At 73.9% G+C, this 22,272-nt stretch carries 23 protein-coding genes; 12 read left to right on the top strand and 11 right to left on the bottom strand.

The annotated features are described in order from the left end of the window. Window positions 1-91 precede the first annotated feature (91 nt). The 3 genes from ACIGWZ_RS23410 to ACIGWZ_RS23420 are packed head-to-tail and all read right to left on the bottom strand — an operon-like array spanning window position 92 to window position 3,490. Window positions 92-835 carry a succinate dehydrogenase/fumarate reductase iron-sulfur subunit gene (locus ACIGWZ_RS23410; protein ID WP_400067611.1) on the bottom strand — a complete coding sequence of 248 codons (744 nt, stop codon included), beginning with the start codon at window positions 833-835 and terminating at the stop codon, window positions 92-94. Next, the gene (locus tag ACIGWZ_RS23415; RefSeq protein ID WP_400067613.1) at window positions 832-2,781 is read right to left on the bottom strand and encodes a fumarate reductase/succinate dehydrogenase flavoprotein subunit; all 1,950 of its coding nucleotides are present in this window, start codon (window positions 2,779-2,781) and stop codon (window positions 832-834) included. Before ACIGWZ_RS23415 ends, ACIGWZ_RS23410 begins: the two co-directional genes overlap by 4 nt. Window position 2,782: 1 nt before the next feature. Further along, window positions 2,783-3,490, bottom strand: coding sequence for a succinate dehydrogenase cytochrome b subunit (locus ACIGWZ_RS23420; protein ID WP_400067615.1), 708 nt, complete (start codon window positions 3,488-3,490; stop codon window positions 2,783-2,785). Window positions 3,491-3,584: 94 nt separating this feature from the next. Here ACIGWZ_RS23420 and ACIGWZ_RS23425 point away from each other — a divergent pair, with 94 nt between their 5' ends. Then, complete coding sequence (locus ACIGWZ_RS23425; RefSeq protein ID WP_400067617.1) at window positions 3,585-4,481, top strand: LysR family transcriptional regulator; 897 nt, start codon at window positions 3,585-3,587, stop codon at window positions 4,479-4,481. Window positions 4,482-4,510: 29 nt separating this feature from the next. On the opposite strand, the gene ACIGWZ_RS23430 is transcribed toward ACIGWZ_RS23425, so the two are convergent. After that, window positions 4,511-5,143: a TIGR03085 family metal-binding protein gene (locus tag ACIGWZ_RS23430; RefSeq protein ID WP_400067619.1), complete on the bottom strand. Its 633-nt coding sequence runs from the start codon at window positions 5,141-5,143 to the stop codon at window positions 4,511-4,513. A 46-nt stretch (window positions 5,144-5,189) separates the two neighbouring features. After that, on the bottom strand, window positions 5,190-5,336 hold the full coding sequence (locus ACIGWZ_RS23435) for a hypothetical protein (RefSeq protein WP_400067620.1): 147 nt from the start codon (window positions 5,334-5,336) through the stop codon (window positions 5,190-5,192). A 114-nt stretch (window positions 5,337-5,450) separates the two neighbouring features. Here ACIGWZ_RS23435 and hisI point away from each other — a divergent pair, with 114 nt between their 5' ends. The 11 genes from hisI to lgt all read left to right on the top strand — a co-directional run bounded on the left by hisI (window position 5,451) and on the right by lgt (window position 14,760). Next, window positions 5,451-5,816 (top strand): phosphoribosyl-AMP cyclohydrolase, encoded by a 366-nt coding sequence (hisI, locus tag ACIGWZ_RS23440; RefSeq protein WP_400067622.1) that lies wholly within the window; start codon window positions 5,451-5,453, stop codon window positions 5,814-5,816. A 97-nt stretch (window positions 5,817-5,913) separates the two neighbouring features. Then, window positions 5,914-7,449, top strand: a complete 1,536-nt coding sequence (locus ACIGWZ_RS23445; RefSeq protein ID WP_400067624.1) for an anthranilate synthase component I — start codon at window positions 5,914-5,916, stop codon at window positions 7,447-7,449. A gap of 55 nt (window positions 7,450-7,504) precedes the next feature. Beyond that, window positions 7,505-8,158: a TIGR02234 family membrane protein gene (locus ACIGWZ_RS23450; RefSeq protein WP_400067626.1), complete on the top strand. Its 654-nt coding sequence runs from the start codon at window positions 7,505-7,507 to the stop codon at window positions 8,156-8,158. Between the two features lie 82 nt (window positions 8,159-8,240). Continuing rightward, on the top strand, window positions 8,241-8,486 hold the full coding sequence (locus ACIGWZ_RS23455; protein ID WP_400067628.1) for an HGxxPAAW family protein: 246 nt from the start codon (window positions 8,241-8,243) through the stop codon (window positions 8,484-8,486). Between the two features lie 138 nt (window positions 8,487-8,624). Beyond that, window positions 8,625-9,068, top strand: coding sequence for a DUF2752 domain-containing protein (locus ACIGWZ_RS23460; protein ID WP_400067630.1), 444 nt, complete (start codon window positions 8,625-8,627; stop codon window positions 9,066-9,068). A 175-nt stretch (window positions 9,069-9,243) separates the two neighbouring features. After that, window positions 9,244-10,053 (top strand): indole-3-glycerol phosphate synthase TrpC, encoded by an 810-nt coding sequence (trpC, locus tag ACIGWZ_RS23465; RefSeq protein ID WP_400067632.1) that lies wholly within the window; start codon window positions 9,244-9,246, stop codon window positions 10,051-10,053. Between the two features lie 27 nt (window positions 10,054-10,080). Next, window positions 10,081-10,323 (top strand): tryptophan biosynthesis modulator TrpM, encoded by a 243-nt coding sequence (trpM, locus tag ACIGWZ_RS23470; RefSeq protein WP_400067633.1) that lies wholly within the window; start codon window positions 10,081-10,083, stop codon window positions 10,321-10,323. Between the two features lie 161 nt (window positions 10,324-10,484). Beyond that, window positions 10,485-11,765: a tryptophan synthase subunit beta gene (trpB, locus tag ACIGWZ_RS23475; RefSeq protein ID WP_400067635.1), complete on the top strand. Its 1,281-nt coding sequence runs from the start codon at window positions 10,485-10,487 to the stop codon at window positions 11,763-11,765. Next, complete coding sequence (gene trpA, locus ACIGWZ_RS23480; RefSeq protein ID WP_400067637.1) at window positions 11,765-12,583, top strand: tryptophan synthase subunit alpha; 819 nt, start codon at window positions 11,765-11,767, stop codon at window positions 12,581-12,583. Before trpB ends, trpA begins: the two co-directional genes overlap by 1 nt. A 90-nt stretch (window positions 12,584-12,673) precedes the next feature. Next, window positions 12,674-13,537, top strand: coding sequence for a DsbA family protein (locus ACIGWZ_RS23485; RefSeq protein ID WP_400067639.1), 864 nt, complete (start codon window positions 12,674-12,676; stop codon window positions 13,535-13,537). Between the two features lie 119 nt (window positions 13,538-13,656). Beyond that, window positions 13,657-14,760 carry a prolipoprotein diacylglyceryl transferase gene (gene lgt, locus ACIGWZ_RS23490; RefSeq protein WP_400067641.1) on the top strand — a complete coding sequence of 368 codons (1,104 nt, stop codon included), beginning with the start codon at window positions 13,657-13,659 and terminating at the stop codon, window positions 14,758-14,760. A gap of 329 nt (window positions 14,761-15,089) precedes the next feature. On the opposite strand, the gene ACIGWZ_RS23495 is transcribed toward lgt, so the two are convergent. The 6 genes from ACIGWZ_RS23495 to ACIGWZ_RS23520 are packed head-to-tail and all read right to left on the bottom strand — an operon-like array spanning window position 15,090 to window position 22,230. Then, on the bottom strand, window positions 15,090-15,956 hold the full coding sequence (locus ACIGWZ_RS23495; RefSeq protein WP_400067643.1) for an HpcH/HpaI aldolase/citrate lyase family protein: 867 nt from the start codon (window positions 15,954-15,956) through the stop codon (window positions 15,090-15,092). After that, the gene (locus tag ACIGWZ_RS23500; protein ID WP_400067644.1) at window positions 15,953-17,230 is read right to left on the bottom strand and encodes a CaiB/BaiF CoA transferase family protein; all 1,278 of its coding nucleotides are present in this window, start codon (window positions 17,228-17,230) and stop codon (window positions 15,953-15,955) included. Before ACIGWZ_RS23500 ends, ACIGWZ_RS23495 begins: the two co-directional genes overlap by 4 nt. Next, on the bottom strand, window positions 17,227-18,672 hold the full coding sequence (locus ACIGWZ_RS23505; protein ID WP_400067645.1) for an ADP-ribosylglycohydrolase family protein: 1,446 nt from the start codon (window positions 18,670-18,672) through the stop codon (window positions 17,227-17,229). Before ACIGWZ_RS23505 ends, ACIGWZ_RS23500 begins: the two co-directional genes overlap by 4 nt. 14 nt (window positions 18,673-18,686) lie before the next feature. After that, window positions 18,687-19,880, bottom strand: a complete 1,194-nt coding sequence (locus ACIGWZ_RS23510; protein WP_400067647.1) for an ADP-ribosylglycohydrolase family protein — start codon at window positions 19,878-19,880, stop codon at window positions 18,687-18,689. After that, entirely contained in the window at window positions 19,877-21,139 is a 1,263-nt protein-coding gene (locus tag ACIGWZ_RS23515) for an ADP-ribosylglycohydrolase family protein (RefSeq protein ID WP_400067648.1), read from the bottom strand. The genes ACIGWZ_RS23510 and ACIGWZ_RS23515 overlap by 4 nt, the downstream gene beginning before the upstream one ends. Continuing rightward, window positions 21,139-22,230, bottom strand: coding sequence for an ADP-ribosylglycohydrolase family protein (locus tag ACIGWZ_RS23520; protein ID WP_400067649.1), 1,092 nt, complete (start codon window positions 22,228-22,230; stop codon window positions 21,139-21,141). Before ACIGWZ_RS23520 ends, ACIGWZ_RS23515 begins: the two co-directional genes overlap by 1 nt. Window positions 22,231-22,272 lie beyond the last annotated feature (42 nt).

The following is a 22,272-nucleotide window of genomic DNA, read 5'->3' on the forward strand; positions in this document are numbered from 1 at the left end:
GCCCCGCAGGGGGCGCTCGCACCCCTTACGGGATCCGTTCGCCCCACCCCTACGGGAGCCACCCGCCCCGCCCCGCCCCGGACTCGCCCCCTCACCCCCGCTTGCGCGCCGCCCGGACGAACTCCCGGTTCATCCTGGTGATGCTGAACAGCGGTATGCCCTTGGGGCAGGCCGTGGCGCATTCGCCGGTGAGGGTGCAGCCGCCGAAGCCCTCGTCGTCCATCTGCGCGACCATGTTCAGCACCCGCGACTCGCGTTCGGGCGAGCCCTGCGGCAGGACGTTGAGGTGGTTGACCTTCGCCGAGGTGAAGAGCATCGCCGACCCGTTGGGGCAGGCCGCCACGCAGGCGCCGCAGCCGATGCACTCCGCGTGCTCGAAGGCGGCGTCGGCGGCAGGCTTGGGCACGGCGGTGGCATGGGCCTCCGGGGCCGCGCCGGTGGGCGCGGTGATGTAGCCGCCGGACTGGATGACCCGGTCGAAGGCGGAACGGTCGACCACCAGATCCTTGACGACCGGGAACGCCGAGGCACGCCAGGGCTCGATGTCGATCGTGTCGCCGTCCGAGAAGGACCGCATGTGCAGCTGACAGGTCGTGGTGCGCTCCGGCCCGTGGGCGTCGCCGTTGATGACGAGGCTGCACGCGCCGCAGATGCCCTCGCGGCAGTCGTGGTCGAACGCGACCGGGTCCTCGCCGCTCAGGATCAGCGACTCGTTGAGGGTGTCGAGCATCTCCAGGAACGACATGTCCGGCGAGACGCCCTCGACGTCGTAGGTGGACATGGCGCCCGGCGCGTCGGGGTTCTTCTGGCGCCAGACGCGCAGGGTGAGTTTCATGCGTAGCTCCGCTGAGTGGGGTGGACGTACTCGAAGACGAGGTCTTCCTTGTGGAGGGTGGGGGCGGCGCCGGTGGCGGTGAACTCCCAGGCCGCGGCGTAGGCGAACTCCTCGTCGCGGCGGGCGGCCTCGCCGTCCGGGGTCTGGGACTCCTCGCGGAAGTGGCCGCCGCAGGACTCCGCCCGGTGCAGCGCGTCGAGGCACATCAGCTCCGCGAGCTCCAGGTAGTCCACGACGCGGTTGGCCTTCTCCAGCGACTGGTTGAACTCCTCGCCGGTACCCGGGACCTTGATCCGCCGCCAGAACTCCTCGCGGATCCCCGGGATCCTCTCGAGGGCCTTGCGCAGGCCCTCGTCGGTCCGGGCCATCCCGCAGTACTCCCACATGAGTTCACCGATCTCGCGGTGGAAGGAGTCGGGCGTACGGTCGCCGTCCACGGCCAGCAGCCTGGCGAGCCGCTCCTCGGTCTCCCGTACGGCCGCCACCGCCTCCGGATGACCGCCGTCGACCTCGTCCCCGTGCGGATGGCGGGCGAGGTAGTCGTTGATGGTCGAGGGCAGCACGAAATAGCCGTCGGCCAGGCCCTGCATCAGGGCGGAGGCCCCGAGGCGGTTGGCGCCGTGGTCGGAGAAGTTGGCCTCCCCGATCGCGAACAGGCCGGGGACGGTGGTCTGCAGGTCGTAGTCCACCCACAGCCCGCCCATCGTGTAATGCACCGCCGGATAGATCCGCATCGGGACCTTGTACGGGTCCTCGTCGGTGATCCGGGCGTACATGTCGAAGAGGTTGCCGTACTTCGCCTCGACGGCCTTGCGGCCCATCCGCGCGATGGCGTCCGCGAAGTCCAGGTAGACGCCCTGGCCGCCGGGACCGACCCCGCGGCCCTCGTCGCACACGTTCTTCGCCGCCCGGGAGGCGATGTCGCGCGGCACCAGGTTGCCGAACGACGGATAGATGCGCTCCAGGTAGTAGTCGCGCTCGTCCTCGGGAATGTCCTTCGGCGACCGCGCATCGCCCTTCGCCTTCGGCACCCAGATGCGGCCGTCGTTGCGCAGCGACTCGCTCATCAGCGTCAGCTTGGACTGGTGGTCGCCGGTGCGCGGGATGCAGGTCGGGTGGATCTGGGTGAAGCAGGGGTTGGCGAAGTACGCGCCGCGCCGGTGCGCCCGCCAGACGGCGGTCGCGTTGGAGTTCATGGCGTTGGTGGAGAGGTAGAAGACGTTGCCGTAGCCGCCGGAGGCCAGCACCACCGCATCGGCGAAGTAGGTGTCGATCTTCCCCGTGATCAGGTCGCGGGCGACGATCCCGCGGGCCCGCCCGTCCACCACGATCAGGTCCAGCATCTCGGTACGCGGATGCATCTCGACATTGCCGGCGGCTATCTGCCGCGACAGCGCCTGGTACGCGCCGAGCAGCAGCTGCTGACCCGTCTGGCCGCGGGCGTAGAACGTACGGGAGACCTGGACGCCGCCGAACGAGCGGGTGTCGAGCAGCCCGCCGTACTCGCGGGCGAACGGCACGCCCTGCGCCACACACTGGTCGATGATCTCCACCGAGACCTGCGCCAGCCGGTGCACGTTCGACTCGCGTGCCCGGAAGTCGCCGCCCTTGACGGTGTCGTAGAACAGCCGGTGGACCGAATCCCCGTCGTTGCGGTAGTTCTTCGCGGCGTTGATGCCGCCCTGCGCGGCGATGGAGTGCGCCCGGCGCGGCGAGTCCTGATAGCAGAACTGCACGACGTGGTAGCCCTGTTCGGCGAGCGTGGCGCCCGCCGCGCCGCCCGCCAGGCCGGTGCCGACGACGATCACGGTGTGCTTGCGCCGGTTGGCCGGGTTGACCAGCTTCGCCTCGAAGCGGCGGGTGTCCCAGCGCTCGGCGATCGGGCCCTGGGGGGCCTTGGCGTCGGCGACCGGGGTGCCGGTCGCGTAGTGGGTGTATGCGGTCACGTCAGCTCACCAATCCGGTCATGACGGCGACGGGTACGGAGATGAAGCCCGCCGTCAGCAGCAGCGCGAGGACGTTGGCGGTGGCCTTCAGAACGCGGTCGCGGGCGGCGCTGCCGGCGCCGAGGGTCTGCGCGGCGCTCCAGAAGCCGTGCCGGACGTGCAGCCCGAGCGCGAGCATGGCGGCGATGTAGATGACGTCGCCGTACCAGGTGGAGAACGTCGCGACGACGTTGGCGTACGGGTGGCCGGCCGCGGCGCGCGGGTTCACCGTCAGCGTCGTCAGGTCCAGGATGTGCCAGACGATGAACAGGCCGAGGATGATGCCGCCCCAGCGCATGGTGCGCGTGGCGTAGGAGGCCCGCTTCCGCTTGTGCGCGTACTTCACCGGGCGGGCGGCGATGTCCCGGCGGCTGAGCTGGTACGCGGCCACCGCATGCGTGACGACGGCGACGACCAGCACCACCCGCGCGATCCACAGGAACCACTCGTGGTGCAGGAACGGCTCGCCGATGGTGCGCAGCCAGGCGGCGTACGCGTCGAAGTCCCCGGCCCCGAAGAAGATCTTGAGGTTGCCCAGCATATGGACGACCAGATACAGCAGCATCACGATGCCGCTGACGGCCATCGCCGTCTTCTTGCCGACGGTCGAGCCCCACAGGAGGCCGGCGAAGGACGGCCGTCGATCCGTCCGCGTGTCCAGTGCTGCCATGGAGCCGACGGTAAGGACGCATCCGCCCATCAGTCCAAGACATGGTCCGGCTCATCTCCATAGGCGTGGCCTATCGCTGCCTTATATTCCCCTTATGCAGCTGCAGCAGCTCCGCTATTTCACGGCCGTCGCGGACACCCGCCACTTCACCCGCGCCGCCGAGCGCGAACACGTCGCCCAGCCCTCGCTCTCCCAGCAGATCCGGGCCCTGGAACGGGAGCTGGGGGCCGAGCTGTTCCACCGCGCCCGCGGCCACATCACCCTCACCGACGCGGGCGAGACCCTGCTGCCGCTGGCCCGCCGCATCCTCGCCGACACCGAGACCGCCCGCCGCGAGGTCCAGGAGGTCGCCCAGCTCCGCCGCGGCCGGCTCCGCCTCGGCGCCCCGCCCAGCCTCTGCGCCAGCCTCGTCCCGGACGTACTGAGCGCCTTCCACGCCACCTACCCGGGCGTCGACCTGATCGTCACCGAGGACGGCTCCCAGGACCTCGTCCGCGCCCTGGCCGACGGCGAACTGGACCTCGCCCTGATCATCACCCCGCTGCCGGTCCAGGCCCCGGCCCTGGCCACCGCCGACCTGCTGCGGGAGGAGCTCGTCGTGGTCTCCGCCCCCGACCGCCCCGCCCCGGTGACCGGCCGCCGCACCCGCATCCGCGTCGAGGACCTGCGCGGCCGCCCCCTCGCCATGTTCCGCCGCGGCTACGACCTGCGGGAATTCACCACCGCGGCCTGCCGGGCGGCCGGCTTCGAGCCCACCTTCACCGTCGAGGGCGGCGAGATGGACGCGGTCCTCGGGTTCGTCCGGGCCGGGCTGGGCATCGCCGTCGTACCGAGCATGGTCGCCGAACGCTCCGGCCTGCGCGTCACCCGCTTCGCCACCCCCGGCATGCACCGCGTCGTCTCGGTGGCCCACCGCGGCGATGTCTCCCCGTCCCGCGCCGCCCGCGAACTGGAGCGGATCCTGAGGGAGCACCTGGAGCTGGGGAGGTAGCCGGCCGCCCGGGCGTCACACCCCGGGCGTCACACCCCGAGCTTCGCCGCCCGCAGCCGCTCCACCGCCTCCTTGTCCCCGTCCAGCTCCACATCGGCCGTCTCCTGCCGACCGAACGCGAACATCGTCAGCTCGCCCGGCTCCCCGGTGACCGTCACCACCGGCGTGCCCCGGTGCGCCACCGCCGTCTGCCCGTCCGGCCGCCGCAGGACGAGCCCCACCGGGGCCCGGCGGCCCAGCACCCGCGCCATCTTCTCGATCCGCGACCACAGCGCGTCGGAGAAGACCGGGTCCAGCTCCCGCGGACTCCAGCCCGGCTGCGCCCGCCGCACGTCCTCGGCGTGGACGAAGAACTCCACGGTGTTGGACGCCTCGTCGATCTGCTTCAGCGCGAACGGCGACATCCGCGGCGGCCCGGTCCGGATCAGCTGGATCAGTTCCTCGTACGGCTTGGCCGCGAACTCCGCCTGCACCCGCTCCAGCCGGGCGGCCAGCGGCTTGACGAGAATCCCGCCCGCCGCGTCCGCGCGCCGTTCGCGTACCACCACATGCGCGGCCAGGTCCCGCGCCGTCCAGTTCTCGCACAGCGTCGGCGCCTCCGGTCCCGCGCTCTCCAACAGATCGGCGAGAAGGAGCCGTTCACGCTTCGCATGGGTCGACATACGGCCACCCTACGACCGCGATCACCGCGCTGCCACGGCGCCGCACTCAGCGCCCCAGCGACAGCACCACCAGCACCACCCCGACGGCCACCGCGGCCAGGAACACCGCGACCAGCACCCGCACCGCGATCCGCCCCGCCCGGTCCGGATCCGGCGGCTGCGGCGGAGTCGGCGGCGGGGGCGGCGGATGCATAGGAGCAGGATGCCGTACCCGCTGCCAGGCGGCCCGTGAGGATCGGCGCGGCCTATGAGGAAGGGCGCGGCCCACGAGAATCCGAGGGTTCGGGCGGCAGGCACAATAGGAATCATGAGCAGCCGCGTCACCGCCTCCGCACTGGACCCCGCCATCGCCGCCCGCCTCAAGCGCGCCGCCGACGGCCTGGTCCCCGCCATCGCCCAGCAGTACGACACCGGCGAGGTGCTGATGCTCGGCTGGATGGACGACGAGGCGCTGCACCGCACGCTCACCACCGGACGCGGCACGTACTGGTCCCGCAGCCGCCAGGAGTACTGGGTCAAGGGCGACACGTCCGGGCACTTCCAGCACGTCAAGTCCGTCGCCCTGGACTGCGACGCCGACACCGTCCTGGTGAAGGTCGACCAGGTCGGTGCGGCCTGCCACACCGGCGACCGCACCTGCTTCGACGCGGACGTCCTGCTCACCCGGGACTGACGGCACCGTCCCTCGCGGCCCGGCGGCCGGACCGTCCGTGGATCATCAGGCGGACCTGCGCCACGTGCCGCACCGAGCACCACTAGGATCCGACGCCATGACCACGGGAACCACCGGCACCGCGACTCCGGGCCTCGAGAACTTCCGCACCCTCGCGAAGGACCGCCGGGTCATCCCGGTCACCCGGCGCCTGCTCGCGGACGGCGACACCCCGGTCGGCCTGTACCGCAAACTCGCGGCCGAACGCCCCGGCACCTTCCTCCTCGAATCCGCGGAGAACGGGCGCACCTGGTCGCGGTACTCGTTCATCGGCGTCCGCAGCGCCGCGACGCTCACCACCCGCGACGGACAGGCGCACTGGCTGGGCAGCCCGCCCGTCGGCGTGCCCACCGACGGCGACCCGCTGGCGGCGCTGCGTGCCACGGTCGAGGCGCTGCACACCCCGCACGACCTGGTCGAGGGCGAGGGCCTGCCGCCGTTCACCGGCGGCATGGTCGGCTACCTCGGGTACGACGTCGTGCGCCGCCTGGAGAAGATCGGTGACAGCACCGAGGACGAGCTCGGGCTGCCCGAGCTGACCATGCTGCTCACCTCCGACCTCGCGGTCCTCGACCACTGGAACGGCACGGTCCTGCTGATCGCCAACGCGATCAACCACAACGACCTCGAGACCGGCGTGGATGAGGCCTACGCGGACGCGGTGGCCCGCCTGGACACCATGGCCGACGACCTGGCCCGGCCCGCGCCGGCCGGCGCCGCCGCGCTGCCGCCGTCCGAGGTGCCGCCGTACACCGCCAAGTGGGGCGGTCCCGCCTTCCAGGACGTCGTCGAGGACATCAAGGAGCGCATCCGGGCCGGCGAGGCCTTCCAGGTGGTGCCCTCCCAGCGGTTCGAAACCCCTTGTACGGCAAGCGCGTTGGACGTCTACCGGGTGCTGCGGGCCACCAATCCCAGCCCGTACATGTACCTCTTCCGCTTCGAGGACGGGAACGGCGGGGCCTTCGACGTCGTGGGCTCCAGCCCCGAGGCGCTGGTGAAGGTCGAGGGGGGCCGGGCGATGGTGCATCCGATCGCCGGGACCCGGCCGCGCGGCGCCACCGTCCAGGAGGACCAGGCCCTCGCGGACGAGCTGATGGCGGACCCCAAGGAGCGCGCCGAGCATCTGATGCTGGTCGACCTGGGCCGCAACGACCTGGGCCGGGTCTGCGAGCCCGGCAGCGTCGAGGTCGTCGACTTCATGTCCGTCGAGCGCTACAGCCACGTCATGCACATCGTTTCGACGGTGACGGGGACGGTGGCCGAGGGGCGGACGGCCTTCGACGTCCTCACCGCCTGCTTCCCCGCCGGGACCCTCTCCGGCGCGCCCAAGCCGCGCGCCATGCAGATCATCGAGGAGCTGGAGCCGACCCGGCGCGGCCTGTACGGCGGCTGCGTCGGCTACCTGGACTTCGCCGGGGACTCCGACACCGCCATCGCGATCCGTACGGCGCTGCTGCGCGGGGGCACCGCCTACGTCCAGGCGGGCGCCGGGATCGTCGCCGACTCCGACCCGGTCGCCGAGGACACCGAGTGCCGGAACAAGGCGGCGGCGGTGCTGCGGGCGGTGCATACGGCGAACCGCCTGGCCACCTGACCTCCCGCACCCCCGCGCGCCGGGCGCCGGGGGCCGGTGCGCGATAGTGGTACCCGTGAGTGCCGCACCCCAGCCCCGTACAGACGCCGCGCCCGAGCCCGCGCGGCCGGCCGCGCCCCGGAGCGCCCGGCGAAGCCTCGCCCTCGCCCTGCCGGCCGGCGCGGCCGGCGCCGGGCTGACGCTGTTCGCCGCCGGCCGGACCTGGGGCGCCGGCCGCGCGGTCCTGGCCCAGGGCGAGCTGCCGCGCACCGTGACCGGCGGCGATGTGACGGGCGTGCCCGCCGCGCTGGCCGTCGTCGGCCTCGCCGCCCTGGTCGCCGTCTTCGCGGTCCGCCGGGCCGGCCGGATCGCGGTGGCGGGACTGCTCGCGCTCAGCGGCCTGGGCATCGCCGTCGCCTCCGTGCTCGGCGATTCCGACACCTCGGCGCTGCGCGAGAAGGCCTCCACGGCGGTCGGCCTGGCCGGCACCGATGTGCATCACGTCACGCACACGCTGTGGCCGTGGGTGACCGTGGCGGGCGGTCTGCTGCTGCTGACCGCCGGACTGCTCGCCCTCCTCCACGGCCGCCACTGGCCCGCGATGTCGGGGCGCTATGAGCGCACGCCGGGCGGCGCCCGCGGTCCGCGGCGCGCCGCCACGCCGCCGGATCTGGACCGTCCGGAGGAGATCTGGAAGTCGCTGGACCGCGGCGAGGACCCCACCCGGTAACGGTGCCCGCCCCGGCATCGGTGACAATGGACGACGATTACCGCGCCCGGACCCCGGCGCGAGAGAGCAACGAGGAGCACTCATGTCGAGCAGTGGCCACGGACACACCCCCGCCGCCTGGACCGGCGTCATCATCTCGTTCATCGGCTTCTGTGTCGCCGGCGCCTTCATCGTGCTGGCGAACGTTCCCGGGTTCTGGGCGGGCATGGCCCTGATCGGCCTCGGCGCCGTGGTCGGCGGCCTGATGCGTGCGGCCGGCCTGGGCTCGGAGCCCAAGCGCTCGGCCACGTCGCGCCCCGCGGCGCAGGCGCAGCCGCAGGAGGGCTGACCGCCGCTCCCGCACCTCCGCAGCACCCCCGAAGGCGCCGCTTCCCGGCCCGTACGCACCCCGGTGCCGTACCCCGCCGTCCGTGCCCACCCCCGTACGGCGGCCGAGAAGCTGCGCCTTCGCGCGTGGGGGGTCACCATGGGCACCGTGACCGATCCCGTGGCCGGAGCCCGGATGGCGGGCGGCCTGCCGCGTCGGCTCGCGGCGCCGCTGGGCACCGTCGCGGCCGTCGCCGCCGCCTTCGCCCTGGTCGGCGCCGTCGACCCGCATGAGCCCGGCCACTACCCCGTCTGCCCGCTGCGGCACCTCACCGGCCTGTCCTGCCCGGCCTGCGGCGGCCTGCGCAGCGCCTATGCCGTCGCCCACGGCGACCTCGGCGCCGCAGTGCACGCCAATGCGCTCGCGGTGGCCGGCTACGCCGTCTTCGCGGTCCTGGCCGGGCGCTGGCTGCTGCGCGCGGCCCGCGGTCGCCGCACGGCGGGCCCGCGGCTCCGGGCCGTCCACTGGTGGGCGCTCGGCGGCCTGCTGCTGGCCTTCACGGTCGTGCGCAACCTTCCCTTCGGCACCGGCCTGACGCCATGACCGGCCTCGTGCCCGCAGGCACCGGGAGTCCCGCCGATGTCCAGGTGGTGGGACCACCGTCAACCGGATGTGAGACCTGTGCCCCATGGCGGATACCATCGAGGTGCCTGATGGGACGGCACCTCGTACCAGGGGTCACCGTCCACCCCCACCGTTCTAGAAGGAGGCCGCTCGCGTGAGTGTGCTCGACGAGATCATCGACGGAGTCCGCGCCGACCTCGCAGAGCGGCAGGCACACGTCACCCTCGACGAGCTCAAGGAGCGCGCCCGCAAGGCGCGGCCGGCCAAGGACGGCGTGGCGGCCCTCAAGGGCGAGAGCGTCACGGTGATCTGTGAGGTCAAGCGCTCCAGCCCGTCCAAGGGTGCGCTCGCCGCGATCGCCGACCCGGCCGGGCTCGCCGCCGACTACGAAGCGGGCGGTGCGGCGGTCATCTCCGTCCTCACCGAACAGCGCCGGTTCGGCGGCTCGCTGGCCGACCTGGAGGCCGTCCGCGCCAAGGTCGACATCCCCATCCTGCGCAAGGACTTCATCGTCACCGCCTACCAGCTGTGGGAGGCCCGCGCGTACGGCGCCGACCTGGCGCTGCTGATCGTCTCCGCGCTGGAGCAGGAGGCGCTGGTCTCCCTCATCGAGCGGGCCGAGTCGATTGGCCTGACGCCGCTGGTCGAGGTGCACGACGAGGACGAGGTCGCCCGCGCGGTGGACGCCGGCGCCAAGATCATCGGCGTCAACGCCCGTGACCTGAAGACCCTCGAGGTCGACCGCGGCACCTTCGCCCGGGTCGCCCCCGAGATCCCCGACCACATCGTCAAGATCGCCGAGTCCGGGGTGCGTGGCCCGCACGACCTGATCGCCTACGCCAACGACGGCGCGGACGCCGTCCTGGTCGGCGAGTCCCTGGTCACCGGCAAGGACCCCAGGACCGCGGTCGCCGATCTGGTCGCCGCGGGCTCCCACCCGGCGATCCGCCACGGCCGGGCCTGAGCGGCCGGGGACGGGACGACACCGGACATGACCGCCACCGCCGCAGGCATCCGCCGCCCGGCCCGGGGAGTGCACCCGGGCCCGGCCGGTGTGCGCGCCGCGGCGGGGGCCGCCCGCATCCCGCACCCGGCGCTGGGCCGCGGCTGCCGGCCGCGGGGCTGCCGGGCACCCGCGCGACGGGTGCACGGGCGGCGGGTCAGGTATCACATCGGATCCGAGCCGGGACAGATCAACGGCAGGCGATGGCGACCGGAGCGGCCCGCGCGCTGACGCGTCGCCCCTCCTTGCCGCGGAACGGGAATCTTTCGTTCCGCGGCGGCAGCGACCCTCTCGTGCGCGCCGCCCACCGTGAAATCCCTGTTCCGTATGGTCCGCATATTCCGATACCACCGGATTTCCGGGGCGAGTGCCCCGGTCTAGGAGTGCGTCAGATGTCCTCCGAGTTCTTCATTCCCGACCCCGAGGGTCAGGTGCCCACCCCCGCAGGCTATTTCGGTGCCTTCGGCGGCAAGTTCATCCCCGAGGCGCTGGTCGCCGCGGTCGACGAGGTCGCCGCGGAGTACGACAAGGCCAAGTCGGACCCCGCGTTCGCGGCCGAGCTCGACGACCTGCTGGTCAACTACACCGGGCGCCCCAGCGCGCTCACCGAGGTGCCGCGGTTCGCCGAACACGCAGGTGGCGCCCGGGTGTTCCTGAAAAGGGAGGACCTCAACCACACCGGCTCGCACAAGATCAACAACGTGCTGGGCCAGGCGCTGCTCACCAAGCGCATGGGCAAGACCCGGGTGATCGCCGAGACCGGCGCCGGCCAGCACGGCGTCGCCACCGCCACCGCCTGCGCCCTCTTCGGCCTCGAGTGCACCATCTACATGGGCGAGATCGACACCCGGCGCCAGGCGCTCAACGTCGCCCGGATGCGGATGCTCGGCGCCGAGGTCATCGCGGTGAAGTCCGGCAGCCGCACCCTCAAGGACGCCATCAACGAGGCGTTCCGCGACTGGGTGGCCAACGTCGACCGTACGCACTACCTGTTCGGTACGGTCGCCGGCCCGCACCCGTTCCCCGCCCTCGTACGCGACTTCCACCGGGTCATCGGCGTCGAGGCCAGGCGGCAGATCCTCGAGCGCGCCGGCCGTCTGCCGGACGCCGCCCTGGCCTGCGTCGGCGGCGGCTCCAACGCCATCGGCCTCTTCCACGCGTTCCTGGGGGACGAGAGCGTCCGCCTCGTCGGCTGCGAGCCCGGCGGTCACGGCGTGGAGACCGGCGAGCACGCGGCCACCCTCAGCGAGGGCACCCCCGGCATCCTGCACGGCTCCCGCTCGTACGTCCTGCAGGACGAGGACGGCCAGATCACCGAGCCGTACTCGATCTCGGCGGGCCTGGACTACCCGGGCATCGGCCCCGAGCACGCCTACCTCAAGGACACCGGCCGCGCCGAGTACCGCGCGGTCACCGACGACGAGGCGATGCGCGCGCTGCGGCTGCTGTCGCAGACCGAGGGCATCATCCCGGCCATCGAGAGCGCCCACGCCCTGGCCGGCGCCCTGGAGGTCGGCCGCGAGCTGGGCCCCGACGGCCTGCTGCTGGTCAACCTGTCGGGCCGCGGCGACAAGGACATGGACACCGCCGCCCGCTACTTCGGGCTGTACGACGACAAGGGCGGCGCCGACGTGAACGGCGCGGTCCAGCCCACGGGCGAGGGGGAGAAGTGATGGCGGGCAACGTGGAACTCCTGAACTCGGTGCTGGCTCAGGCCCGCGCCGAAAACCGCGCCGCGCTCGTCGGCTACCTCCCGGCCGGCTTCCCGACCGTCGACGGTGGCGTACGGGCGATGACGGAGATGCTGGACGGCGGCTGCGACATCGTCGAGGTCGGCCTGCCGCACAGCGATCCGGTCCTGGACGGGCCGGTGATCCAGACCGCCGACGACATCGCGCTGCGCGGCGGCGTCAAGATCGTCGACGTCATCCGTACGGTCGGCGAGGTGCACGCCGCCACCGGCGCGCCGGTGCTGTGCATGACGTACTGGAACCCCGTCGACGCCTACGGAGTCGAGCGGTTCGCCGCCGACCTGGCCGAGGCGGGCGGCGCCGGCTGCATCCTGCCGGACCTGCCGGTCGAGGAGTCCGAGGTGTGGCGCAAGGCCGCCGAGCAGCACGGCCTGGCCACGGTCTTCGTGGTCGCGCCGAGCAGCCGGGACGAGCGGCTCGCCAAGATCACCGCGGCCGGCAGCGGCTTCGTCTACGCGGCGTCGCTGATGGGCGTCACGGGCACCCGCGCATCGGTCGGCCGCGAGGCCGAGGAGCTGGTGGCGCGCACCCGCGCCACCACCGACCTGCCGGTGTGTGTCGGGCTCGGCGTCTCCGACGCCGAACAGGCCGCCGAGGTGGCCCGGTTCGCGGACGGCGTGATCGTCGGCTCGGCGTTCGTCAAGCGGCTGCTGGCCGCGGACGGCGACCTCGATGCCGGTCTGACCGGGGTCCGGGCCCTTGCCGGAGAGCTGGCCGAGGGCGTACGCAAGCGCGCATAAGGCCGACTGCCCGGGGGCGTTGTCCCTCGATAGGACGAACATCGGTGCGGAGGGGTGCGACGGCGCCCCTCCGCTTCGTTGTCCAGTGGCGTGAACCCGAAGAATCATGAGGCAAGAGGCAGCGCCCGCGAGCGGCTGCATGCACAGCGGGCGAAGGACGAGGCGCGCGCCCGCCGGAACCGCCAGGCGATCGTCGCCGGATCGGTGGTGGCGGTGCTGGCCATCGCCGGCGGCATCGCCGTCTGGGCCTCGTCCTCCAGCGGCGGCGGCAGCAGCACCGACAACGAGACCGCCCTCCCCAAGCAGGCCAGCGGCGGCGACAAGCCCGCCGTCCCCGTGGGCGCGCCGGACGCCCCCTCCACCCTGACGGTGTGGGAGGACTTCCGCTGCCCCGCCTGCCGGCAGTTCGAGACCGGCTTCCGTCCCGTCATCCACGAGCTGGAGGACTCCGGCGGGCTCAAGAGCGAGTACCACCTCGTCACGATCATCGACGGCAACACCGGCGGCAAGGGCTCCCTCCGGGCCGCCAACGCCGCGCTGTGCGCCCAGGACGCGGGCCGGTTCCGCGAGTACCACGACGTCCTCTACTCGAACCAGCCGCCGGAGCCGCAGGACAGGTTCGCCGACAACAAGTACCTCGTCGAGCTCGCCAGCAAGGTCAAGGGGCTGCCGTCGGCGGCCTTCACCAAGTGCGTCGAGGACGGCCGCTACGAAGGCTTCGTCCAGAAGTCCAACGCCGCCTTCACCAGCTCCGGCTACGGCGGCACCCCCACCGTCCTCCTCAACGGCAAGGACCTCTCCAAGGAGAAGGGCGGCCGGCTCACCGCGGTGGACTTCAAGAAGCTGGTGCTGGAGGCCAACAAGGGCAAGCAGCCGGGAACGCCGCAGACGCCGCAGTCGTCGAACCGGCCGCAGCCGTCGAACACGCCGCGTCCGGGCGCCTCGCCGTCGTAGCGCGGGTGCCCGGGAGGCCGGGCACCCAGCGTCATGGCGGGATACGCCGGGTCGTTACGGAGCCGTTGCCGGGTGTGGTTGTCGCCGACCCCGCCCGGCGCGGTAGCGTCGACCCTGCCATGGACCTCGCATTCATTCCCAGCCCGTCGACCGGCGTCGTACATCTCGGCCCGATCCCGCTGCGCGGCTACGCATTCTGCATCATCATCGGCGTCTTCGTCGGCGTCTGGCTCGGCAACAAGCGCTGGGTGCAGCGCGGCGGCCGCTCCGGAACGGTCGCGGACATCGCGGTTTGGGCCGTGCCCTTCGGGCTGGTCGGCGGACGCCTCTACCACGTCATCACGACGTACGAGCCGTACTTCGGCCCCGACGGGCATCCCCTCGACGCCTTCAAGGTGTGGCAGGGCGGCCTCGGCATCTGGGGCGCGGTCGCGCTCGGTGCGGTGGGCGCCTGGATCGGCTGCCGCCGCCGCGGCATCCCGCTGCCCGCCTACGCCGACGCGCTGGCGCCGGGCCTGGCCATCGGGCAGGCGATCGGCCGGTGGGGCAACTGGTTCAACCAGGAGCTCTACGGCAAGCCCACCGACGTGCCCTGGGCCCTGAAGATCAGCTCCGACCCGGCCATCGGCCGCATCGGCGGCACCTACCACCCGACCTTCCTGTACGAGTGCCTGTGGTGCCTGGGCGTCGCGGCCCTGGTGATCTGGGCCGACAAGCGCTTCCGGCTCGGCCACGGACGGGCCTTCGCGCTGTATGTCGCCGCCTACTGCGCGGGCCGGGCCTGGATCGAGTACATGCGGGTCGACGAGGCGCACCACATCCTGGGCCTGCGGCTGAACGTCTGGACCGCGCTGATCGTCTTCGTCCTGGCCGTCGTCTACCTGGTGGTCTCGGCCAGGCTGCGGCCGGGCCGGGAAGCGGTCGTGGAGCCGGGCGCGCAGTCGGCGGAGGACGCCGCGGACGGCGCCGCCGAGGAGGACGGCACGGACGCAAAGGTCTCGATCGAGAAGAAGCCGTCCGGGGCGACGCCGGACGCCGGGTCCGACGCCGGGGACGACACGACGTCCGACACCGACGCCGACACCAAGGCGGAGCCCGCGCCGGATGCCGGGGACGAGCCGGGCGCCGAGGAGCCGAAGCCGGAGTCCAAGGACGCCGCGGACGCCGACGACCAGGCGGATGCCGATGCGCCCGCCGGGAGCGGCAGCAGCAAGAAGTCCTGACGCGGCCGACGGCCGCCACCTGCACCGGGCGGACCCGACACGTACGACACGTATCGGGTCCGCCCGCCGTGTTCCTGCCCCGGTCAGCCACGTCGGCGGGTGCTCGTCAGGGTCGGCGCCCGCCGCGTCACCGCCGACCGCAGCCGACGACGGCTTCTGCCTCGGTCAGTCGCGTCGGCGGGTGCTCGTCAGCGACGGCATCTGCCGTGTCCCTGCCGGCCGCAATCGACGACGGTTCCTGCCCCGGTCAGCCGCGTCGGCGGGTGCTCGTCAGCGACGGCATCTGCCGTGTCCCTGCCGACCGCAATCGACGACGGCTCCTGCCCCGGTCAGCCACGTCGGCGGGTGCTCGCCAGGGCCAACACCCGCCGCGCCCCCGCCACCACCGCCGCATCCACGAACCGGCCGTCCGGCAGCGCCAGCGCTCCCGCCTCCGCAGCGGCGGCCCCCACGATCTCCTCCGCCGCCTCGATTTCCGCCGCCGACGGAAGATAGGCCGCCTCGATGACCGGCAGCTGGCGCGGGTGGATCGCCGCCCGGCCCCAGAAGCCCAGGTCGCGGCCCTGCGCACAGGAGAGGGCCAGGCCCTCCGCATCGCGGACGTCCGGGTGGACCGACTGCGGCGGCGGCGCCAGACCGGCCGCCCGCGCCGCGACCACCGCCCGGCTGCGCGGCCAGGCCAGCCCCGCCTCGTCCCGTACCCCCAGCTCCGCGCGCAGGTCCGCCTCGCCGAGGGCGAGCCCGCGCAGCGCGGGGTGCGCGGTGGCGATGGCGAAGGCGTGCTCGATGCCGAGGGCGGATTCGAGCAGGGCGTGCAGGGCGGGGAGGGCGGGGGAGCGGACCGTCGCCCAGGCCGCGGCGCGGCGGACCTCGGCCGGGCTCTGCACCTTGGGCAGGCGCAGCCCGGCCAGGCCCGGCAGCCCGGCCAGGGTGCGGATCTCGGTCTCGGCGAGCGGGCCGTCCAGGGCGTTGACGCGGACGTGAAGGGGCGTGGCGGAGCCCGGCGCCGGGTCGGCGAGGAGCTCGGCGGTGGCGCGCAGCGCGTAGTCCTTGCGGTCACCGGCGACCGCGTCCTCCAGGTCGATCACGATCACATCGGCCCCGCAGCCGCGCGCCTTGGCGACCACGTCCGGCCGGTCGCCGGGCACATACAGCCAGGTCAGGGGAGGGGGCTCCGGGGGCTCCGGAGGGGTCACAGGGCGCCCGCCTCCCGCAGCCCGGCGATCTCGGGGCCGGTCATGCCGAGCCCGGCCAGCACCTCGTCGGTGTCCGCGCCGTGCGGGCGGCCCGCCCAGTGGATGGCGCCGGGGGTCTCGGAGAGGCGGAAGAGGACGTTCTGCATCCGTACGGTGCCGAGCTCGTCGTCCGGGACCTCGGTGATCGATTCCAGGGCCCGGTACTGCGGGTCCGCCAGCACATCGCGGATGTCGTGGACCGGGGCGACGGCCGCCTCGGCCCGTTCGAAGGCGTCGAGGACCTCGTCCCGGCCGTGCCGGGCGATCCAGCCGCCGACCGCCGCATCGAGCTCCTCGGCGTGCCGGGCGCGCCCCTCGCCCGTCGTGAACCAGGGCTCGTCGATCAGCTCCGGCCGGCCGACCAGCCGCATGACCCGCTCCGCGATGGACTGCGCCGAGGTGGAGACCGCCACCCAGGAGCCGTCGGCGGTGCGGTAGGTGTTGCGGGGCGCGTTGTTGGTGGAGCGGTTGCCGGTACGCGGCTGGACGTAGCCGAGCTGGTCGTACCAGACGGGGTGCGGGCCGAGCACGGTCAGCATCGGCTCGATGATCGCCATGTCGATGACCTGGCCCCGGCCGGATGGGGGTCCCCCCGCTCGAGCGGAGCCGAGAGTGGGGGAGTCCCGTGCGCGCAGCGCGGCCATCACGGCGTACGAGGTGGTCAGGGCGGCGACGGAGTCGGCGAGGCCGAACGGCGCAAGCGTCGGCGGCCCGTCCGGCTCCCCGGTGAGCGCGGCGAAGCCGCTCATCGCCTCGGCCAGGGTGCCGAATCCGGGGCGCCGGGCGTAGGGGCCGAACTGTCCGAAGCCGGTGACCCGCGCGAGCACCAGGCGCGGGTTGGCGGCGGAGAGTTCGGGCCAGCCCAGGCCCCACTTCTCCAGGGTGCCGGGGCGGAAGTTCTCGATGATCACGTCCGCGCCGGCGGCGAGCCGCAGCAGGACGTCCCGGCCGCCCGGCCGCGACAGGTCGAGGGTCATGGTCTTCTTGTTGCGGCCCAGCAGCTTCCACCACAGGCCCACGCCGTCCTTGGCGGGCCCGTGTCCGCGCGCGGGGTCGGGCCGCCGGGGATGCTCGACCTTGATCACCTCGGCGCCGAAGTCCCCGAGCATGGTGGCGGCGAGCGGCCCGGCGAAGAGCGTGGCGAGGTCGAGGACGCGCAGGCCGGCGAGCGGGCCCGAGGGGACGGGGGGCGGGGCGGCCTGTTCGTAGAGGGTGGTGAGGGACGGGTCGGTCATGGTGCGGGCCTCCGGTCGGTCGGGGGGCGGTGTTTCGCAGGCGGCGCGGCCGGTGCGGTCAGTGCGGCGGTTCGCCGGGCGAGGGCGTCGAAGCCGATGCCGTCCAGGCCGCCGATGCTGGTGGCGAGCCGGTTGCGCAGCGGTGCGGTCCAGCGCTCGGGGAGGGCGGCGGGGCGGTCCGCGAGCAGTCCGGCCAGCGATCCGGCGGTCGCGCCGTTGGAGTCGGTGTCCCAGCCGCCGGACACCGCACGGCAGATGGCGCCGGTGAAGTCGCCCTCCGCGTGGGTGAGCGCGGCGGCCAGCAGGGCGGCGTTCGGCACGGCGTGCACCCAGTGGTGGTGGCCGAAGGCGCGGTGCAGCCGGTCGGCGACGGTGGCGAAGCCGTCCGGCGTGCCGGTGGGTTCCTCCTCCGCCGCCGCGATCGCGAAGCGGACGGCCGCCGCGAGCCGGGACCGGCCGGGGATCACGGCGAGCCCGGCCCGCAGCGCACCGTGGACATCGGCGCGTCCGCCGGCCGCCTGCGCCATGGCCGCGGCGATGAACATCGCCCCGTACACCCCGTTGGCGGTATGGCTGAGCGTGGCGTCCTGCCAGGCCAGGGCCGCCGCGGCCGCCGGGTCGCCCGGGTGGGTCCAGCCGTACACATCGGCGCGGATCCCGGCGCCGATCCATTCCCGGAACGGGTTGCGGTAGCGCGCGGTGGCGGGCGGCTCGATGCCGTCCAGGAGGTTGCGGTACGCGACGCGTTCGGCGGTGAAGGTCCGGCCGGCCGGCAGTTCCTCCAGCCACAGCCGTGCCACGTCGGCGGTGGTGAAACCGGGGCCGTGGCGTTCGAGCAGCAGCAGTCCCAGGAGCGGGTAGTTGAGGTCGTCGTCCTCGGGCATCCCGTCGATGTTCTCGGCGAGCGAGGTGGCCCGGCTGCGGCGGTTCCACGGGTAGCGGGCGGCCACCGTCGGATCGAGGCCGGTCTGGGTGAAGTACGAGGTCAGCGGCCAGTTCCCGGTCGCGCGGGCGAGCGCCCGGATGCCCTCGAGGGGCAGTTTCTCGACGGGCTTGCCGAGCAGGCAGCCGACGGCCCGGCCCAGCCAGGCGGCCTCCAGCCGGGGGACGAGACCGTTGTGACGCACAGTCAATGATGGCTGCTGCGCGGGCTGTTGTGCGCACAGGGCCCGGATCTCCGTCAGCCCGGTCGGTTCGGTGTCGTCCAACGGGCCCGGCAGCGCGGCGAGTTCGTCCAGCAGCGCCTCGGCGAGCGGGCGCAGCGAGGGGTCCGCGGGCGCGGCGGAGGCGCCGGCCCGGTCCGGTGCCGCCCCGCCCCCCGCCGCCCGCCACCGCCGTGCGATCCCGGACGCGTCCCGGCCGTCCTCGGCCGCCTGCCGCAGCTCGTGGCCGACCAGATCCTCGGGCTGCACCCAGGTCACCCGGAGCGGGCGAGCGGTCATCGCCGTACCCATGGTCAGCTCTCCGCGAGCGCGGCGAAGGCCCGTTCATGGGCGCGGCGGCGGACCCGGTCGCGGGCGAAGATCTCGCGGGTGACGGTGGCCAGCGCCGCGGCCGGGGCGTGGAGATCGAGGCGGCTGGCGCGGGCGACCTCCGCGGCCCAGTCGGCCGGTACGGCGGCGGCGCCGTGCAGCGCGCCGGCGATCGCGCCGCTCATCGTGGCGATGGAGTCGCAGTCGCGGCCGTAGTTGACCGATCCCAGGACCGTGCCGCGGAAGTCGCCGTCGCAGGCGAGCAGCATGCCCAGGGCGACGGGGAGTTCCTCGATGGCGTGCAGCCGGGAGGGGCGGCGGGCGCCCAGCGACGGGTTGCGGTAGTCGGGGCCGACGGTGTCGAAGGGGGCGACGGCCGCGCGCAGCGGGGCCAGCGCGGACTCGAAGCCGGCGCCCGGGGCGGCGGCCTCGCACACCGCCTCGATCGCGGTGCGGGTGCCGTCCTTGGCGACCCGGAGCGCATGGCCGATGACGGAGGCCACGGTGGCGTCGGGGGCGAACGCGGCGGCCACGGCGGCGGCGAACACCCCGGCCGCCTCCCGGCCGTAGGAGGACTGATGGGCGCCGGCGATGTCCAGGGCCTCGGCGTAGGCGCGGTCGGGGTGGCCGGCGTTGACGACGCCGACCGGCGCCATGTACATCGCCGCACCGCAGTTGACGATGTTGCCGACGCCCGCCTCGCGCGGGTCGATGTGCCCGTAGTGCAGCCGCGCCACGATCCACTTCTCGGCGAGGAAGATCCGCTGCAGCGGCAGCGCCTCGCCCTCCAGCTCGGGGATCCAGCGCGGGGTGCCGATCAGGTCCGGTACGAGATGGTCGGCGATGTCGAAGGCGTCGAGGTGGTCGCGGACCTTCTCGTAGACCCGTACCAGGGCATGGGTCATCAGGGTGTCGTCGGTGACGTGGCCGTCGCCTTTGTGGTACGGGGCGATCGGGCGGGCGGTGCGCCAGTCCTCGTGGAACGGGCCGACGATGCCGGTGACCCGGCCGCCGTGCCGCGCCGTGATCTGCTCCGGCGTCCAGCCTTCGACCGGCCCGCCGAGGGCGTCGCCGACGGCGGCGCCGACCAGACAGCCGGCCGCCCGGTGCTCCAGGGGGGCGGCGTCGCCGCCGGTGGCCGGGGCCGGTTGCGGGAGGGTCTGCATCGTGTGGGTCATGTGGGGGTGCGTCCTTCCACGGTGGATACGGCGGCGGGGCCGTGCGGCGGGCTCAGGGGTCGTGGCGGCCTCGGCGGGCTCACCGGGTTCAACGGCACGTGGGGCACCGTGTGTTGACGTTCCGTCAGTTCGGTGCCGGCGAGCAGGCCCGCCAGTTCGACGAGATCGGTGCCGGCCAGCCGGGGCAGAGCGCAGCCGGAGAGCACCCGGCAGGCGTCGCGCCAGGGGCGGGGTACCCCGCGGGCGCCGCCGAGCGCGCCGGTCAGCGCCCCGGCGAGGGCGGGCGCGGAGTCCGCGACGCGGGAGAGGCAGGCCGCGGCCGGGACCGCCTCGGCGACCCGCCCGCCGCCCGCGACGGTCAGCGCGAGCGCGACGGGGACGGTCTCGGCGGCGGCGATGCCGTAGCTGTAGACGTGATCGACGATCTCGTGCTCCAGGACGGGGACCAGGGCGAAGGCGCCGCCGGGGCGGACGGGCCGGTCGGCGGCCGCGGCCCGGGCGAGACCGACCGCGTGCAGCGCGTTGCGGCGGATCTCGGTGCCCGCCGGGAGCTGGCCGAGCGCCGCGTCCACGCAGGCGTCCACCGGCGCGCCGCCGAGCGCCGCCGCCACGGCCGCGGCCATCGCCCGCGCGCCGTGCACCCCGTCGCCGTCCTGGGTGTAGCGCGCGTCGTATTCGGCCAGCCCGGCGGCCGCGGCCGGCTCACCGGGGTAGACGACCGCGAGGACGGCGGCGCGTACGCAGGCCGCGTCGTCGAAGTAGTGCGGGTTGTCGTGGCCGGTGGCGGGCGGCCGCAGTCCGGCGGCGAGATTGCCGAGCCCGGCCCGTACCGAGATCCGGGCGCGCAGCGGCAGCACCGCGGACTCCACCTCGGGTGCCCGGTCGGCGGCCGCGGCGACCTCGCCGGCCAGCGCGTTCCAGGCCAGGTCGAGGGCGGCCCGCATCCGGCGGTCCCGGCCCAGGTCGCTCAGGAGCGCACCGGCGGCCGTCAGCACCGACTCGGCGGTGAAGGCCGCCCACTCGGCGTCGTCGGACGGGCCCAGCAGCAGGGGTTCGGGCGGCTGGTTCAGGGCGATCGGCACCGGCAGGGTGGTGGTGGCGTTCTGCTCGGCGAAGGTGTCCAGCTCGCGGGTGAGCCGGCGGGTCCACTCGGGCATCCGTGCCGCCCGGTGGCGGGCCGCGGGCCAGCCGGCGGCGTCCCCGGAGGCCAGCCCGAGCAGCAGGCCCTCGATACGGCTGCGGGAGTCGGTCTCGCTCATCAGGCGGCCGCCTCGGCGCCCGCGGGGGCCAGCAGTTCCGCGATGTCCAGCACGTGGTAGCCCGCCATCGAGGGCAGACAGCTGCCGCGGGCCGGGCCGATGGCCGCGGCCCACGGCTCGGGGATCGCGGCGGCCCCGGTCAGCGCCCCGGCCAGCGCGCCCGCCACCGCCGCGGTGGTGTCGGCGTCGCGGCCCATGTTGACCGCGGTCAGGACCGACCGGGCGAAGTCCCCGCGGGCGGCGGCGAACGCCCCGAAGGCCAGCCCGACGGCCTCGGGGGCCAGGTCGGTCCAGGGGTAGCCGCCGACGACGACCGCGGAGCGCACCGCGCGTTCGATGCCGAGCTGGGTGATGCCGGGGTCGTGCCGCGAGCGCTGGGCGGCGCCGACCGCGCGGCGCAGCGAGCGGGCGGTCCAGGAGTCCTCGGGGACGACGGAGAGCGCCGCGGCGATCACCGCGTCGGTGGCGGAGGTCCCCTCCGGACCGAGCGGGCTCCCCCCGGTCGAAGGCCCCTGGGGGAGGGCGACCATGGCGGCCGCGACCCCGGCGGCCACCGCCTGGCCGCCGTAGATGCCCTCGCCGTCGTGGCTGACCGTGCCGTCGATGGCCACCAGCCGGGCGGCCTCGGCGGGGCGCCCGGCGGCGAACACCCCGAACGGCGCGGCGCGCATCGCCAGCCCGTCGCTCCAGGCGTGCCGGTGCTGCGCCGAGATCGGGGCCGCCAGGCCGCGGCGCAGGTTCTCCAGCGTCCCGCGTTCGCTGAAGCCCGCGCCGCGGAAGGGGCCCTCGTCGCGGTCGGCGATCCACTGGTGCCAGGCCGCCTCGACATGGGCGACGGTCAGCGCCGAGCCGTGCGCGGCCAGCAGCAGCCCGGAGAAGATCGCGTACTCGGTGTCGTCGGTGCCGGCCGGATCGTCCTCGACATAGCCCTCGATACGGCCCCAGCGGCGACGGATCTGCGAGGGCTTCATGTTCTCCGCGGGCGCGCCGAGCGCATCGCCGACCGCGAGCCCGAGCATCGCCCCGCGGGCCCCCTCACGCAGCGTGTCGAGGGCGCCGGCCGTCGAGGGCGGGGGATCCGGTGGGCTCATGGCGTGCCCTTTCGTCGTACGGGTCGGGGTGTATCCGTCCCA

Origin of the sequence: Streptomyces sp. NPDC053427, assembly GCF_044544985.1 — a bacterium.
GTDB lineage: Bacteria > Actinomycetota > Actinomycetes > Streptomycetales > Streptomycetaceae > Streptomyces.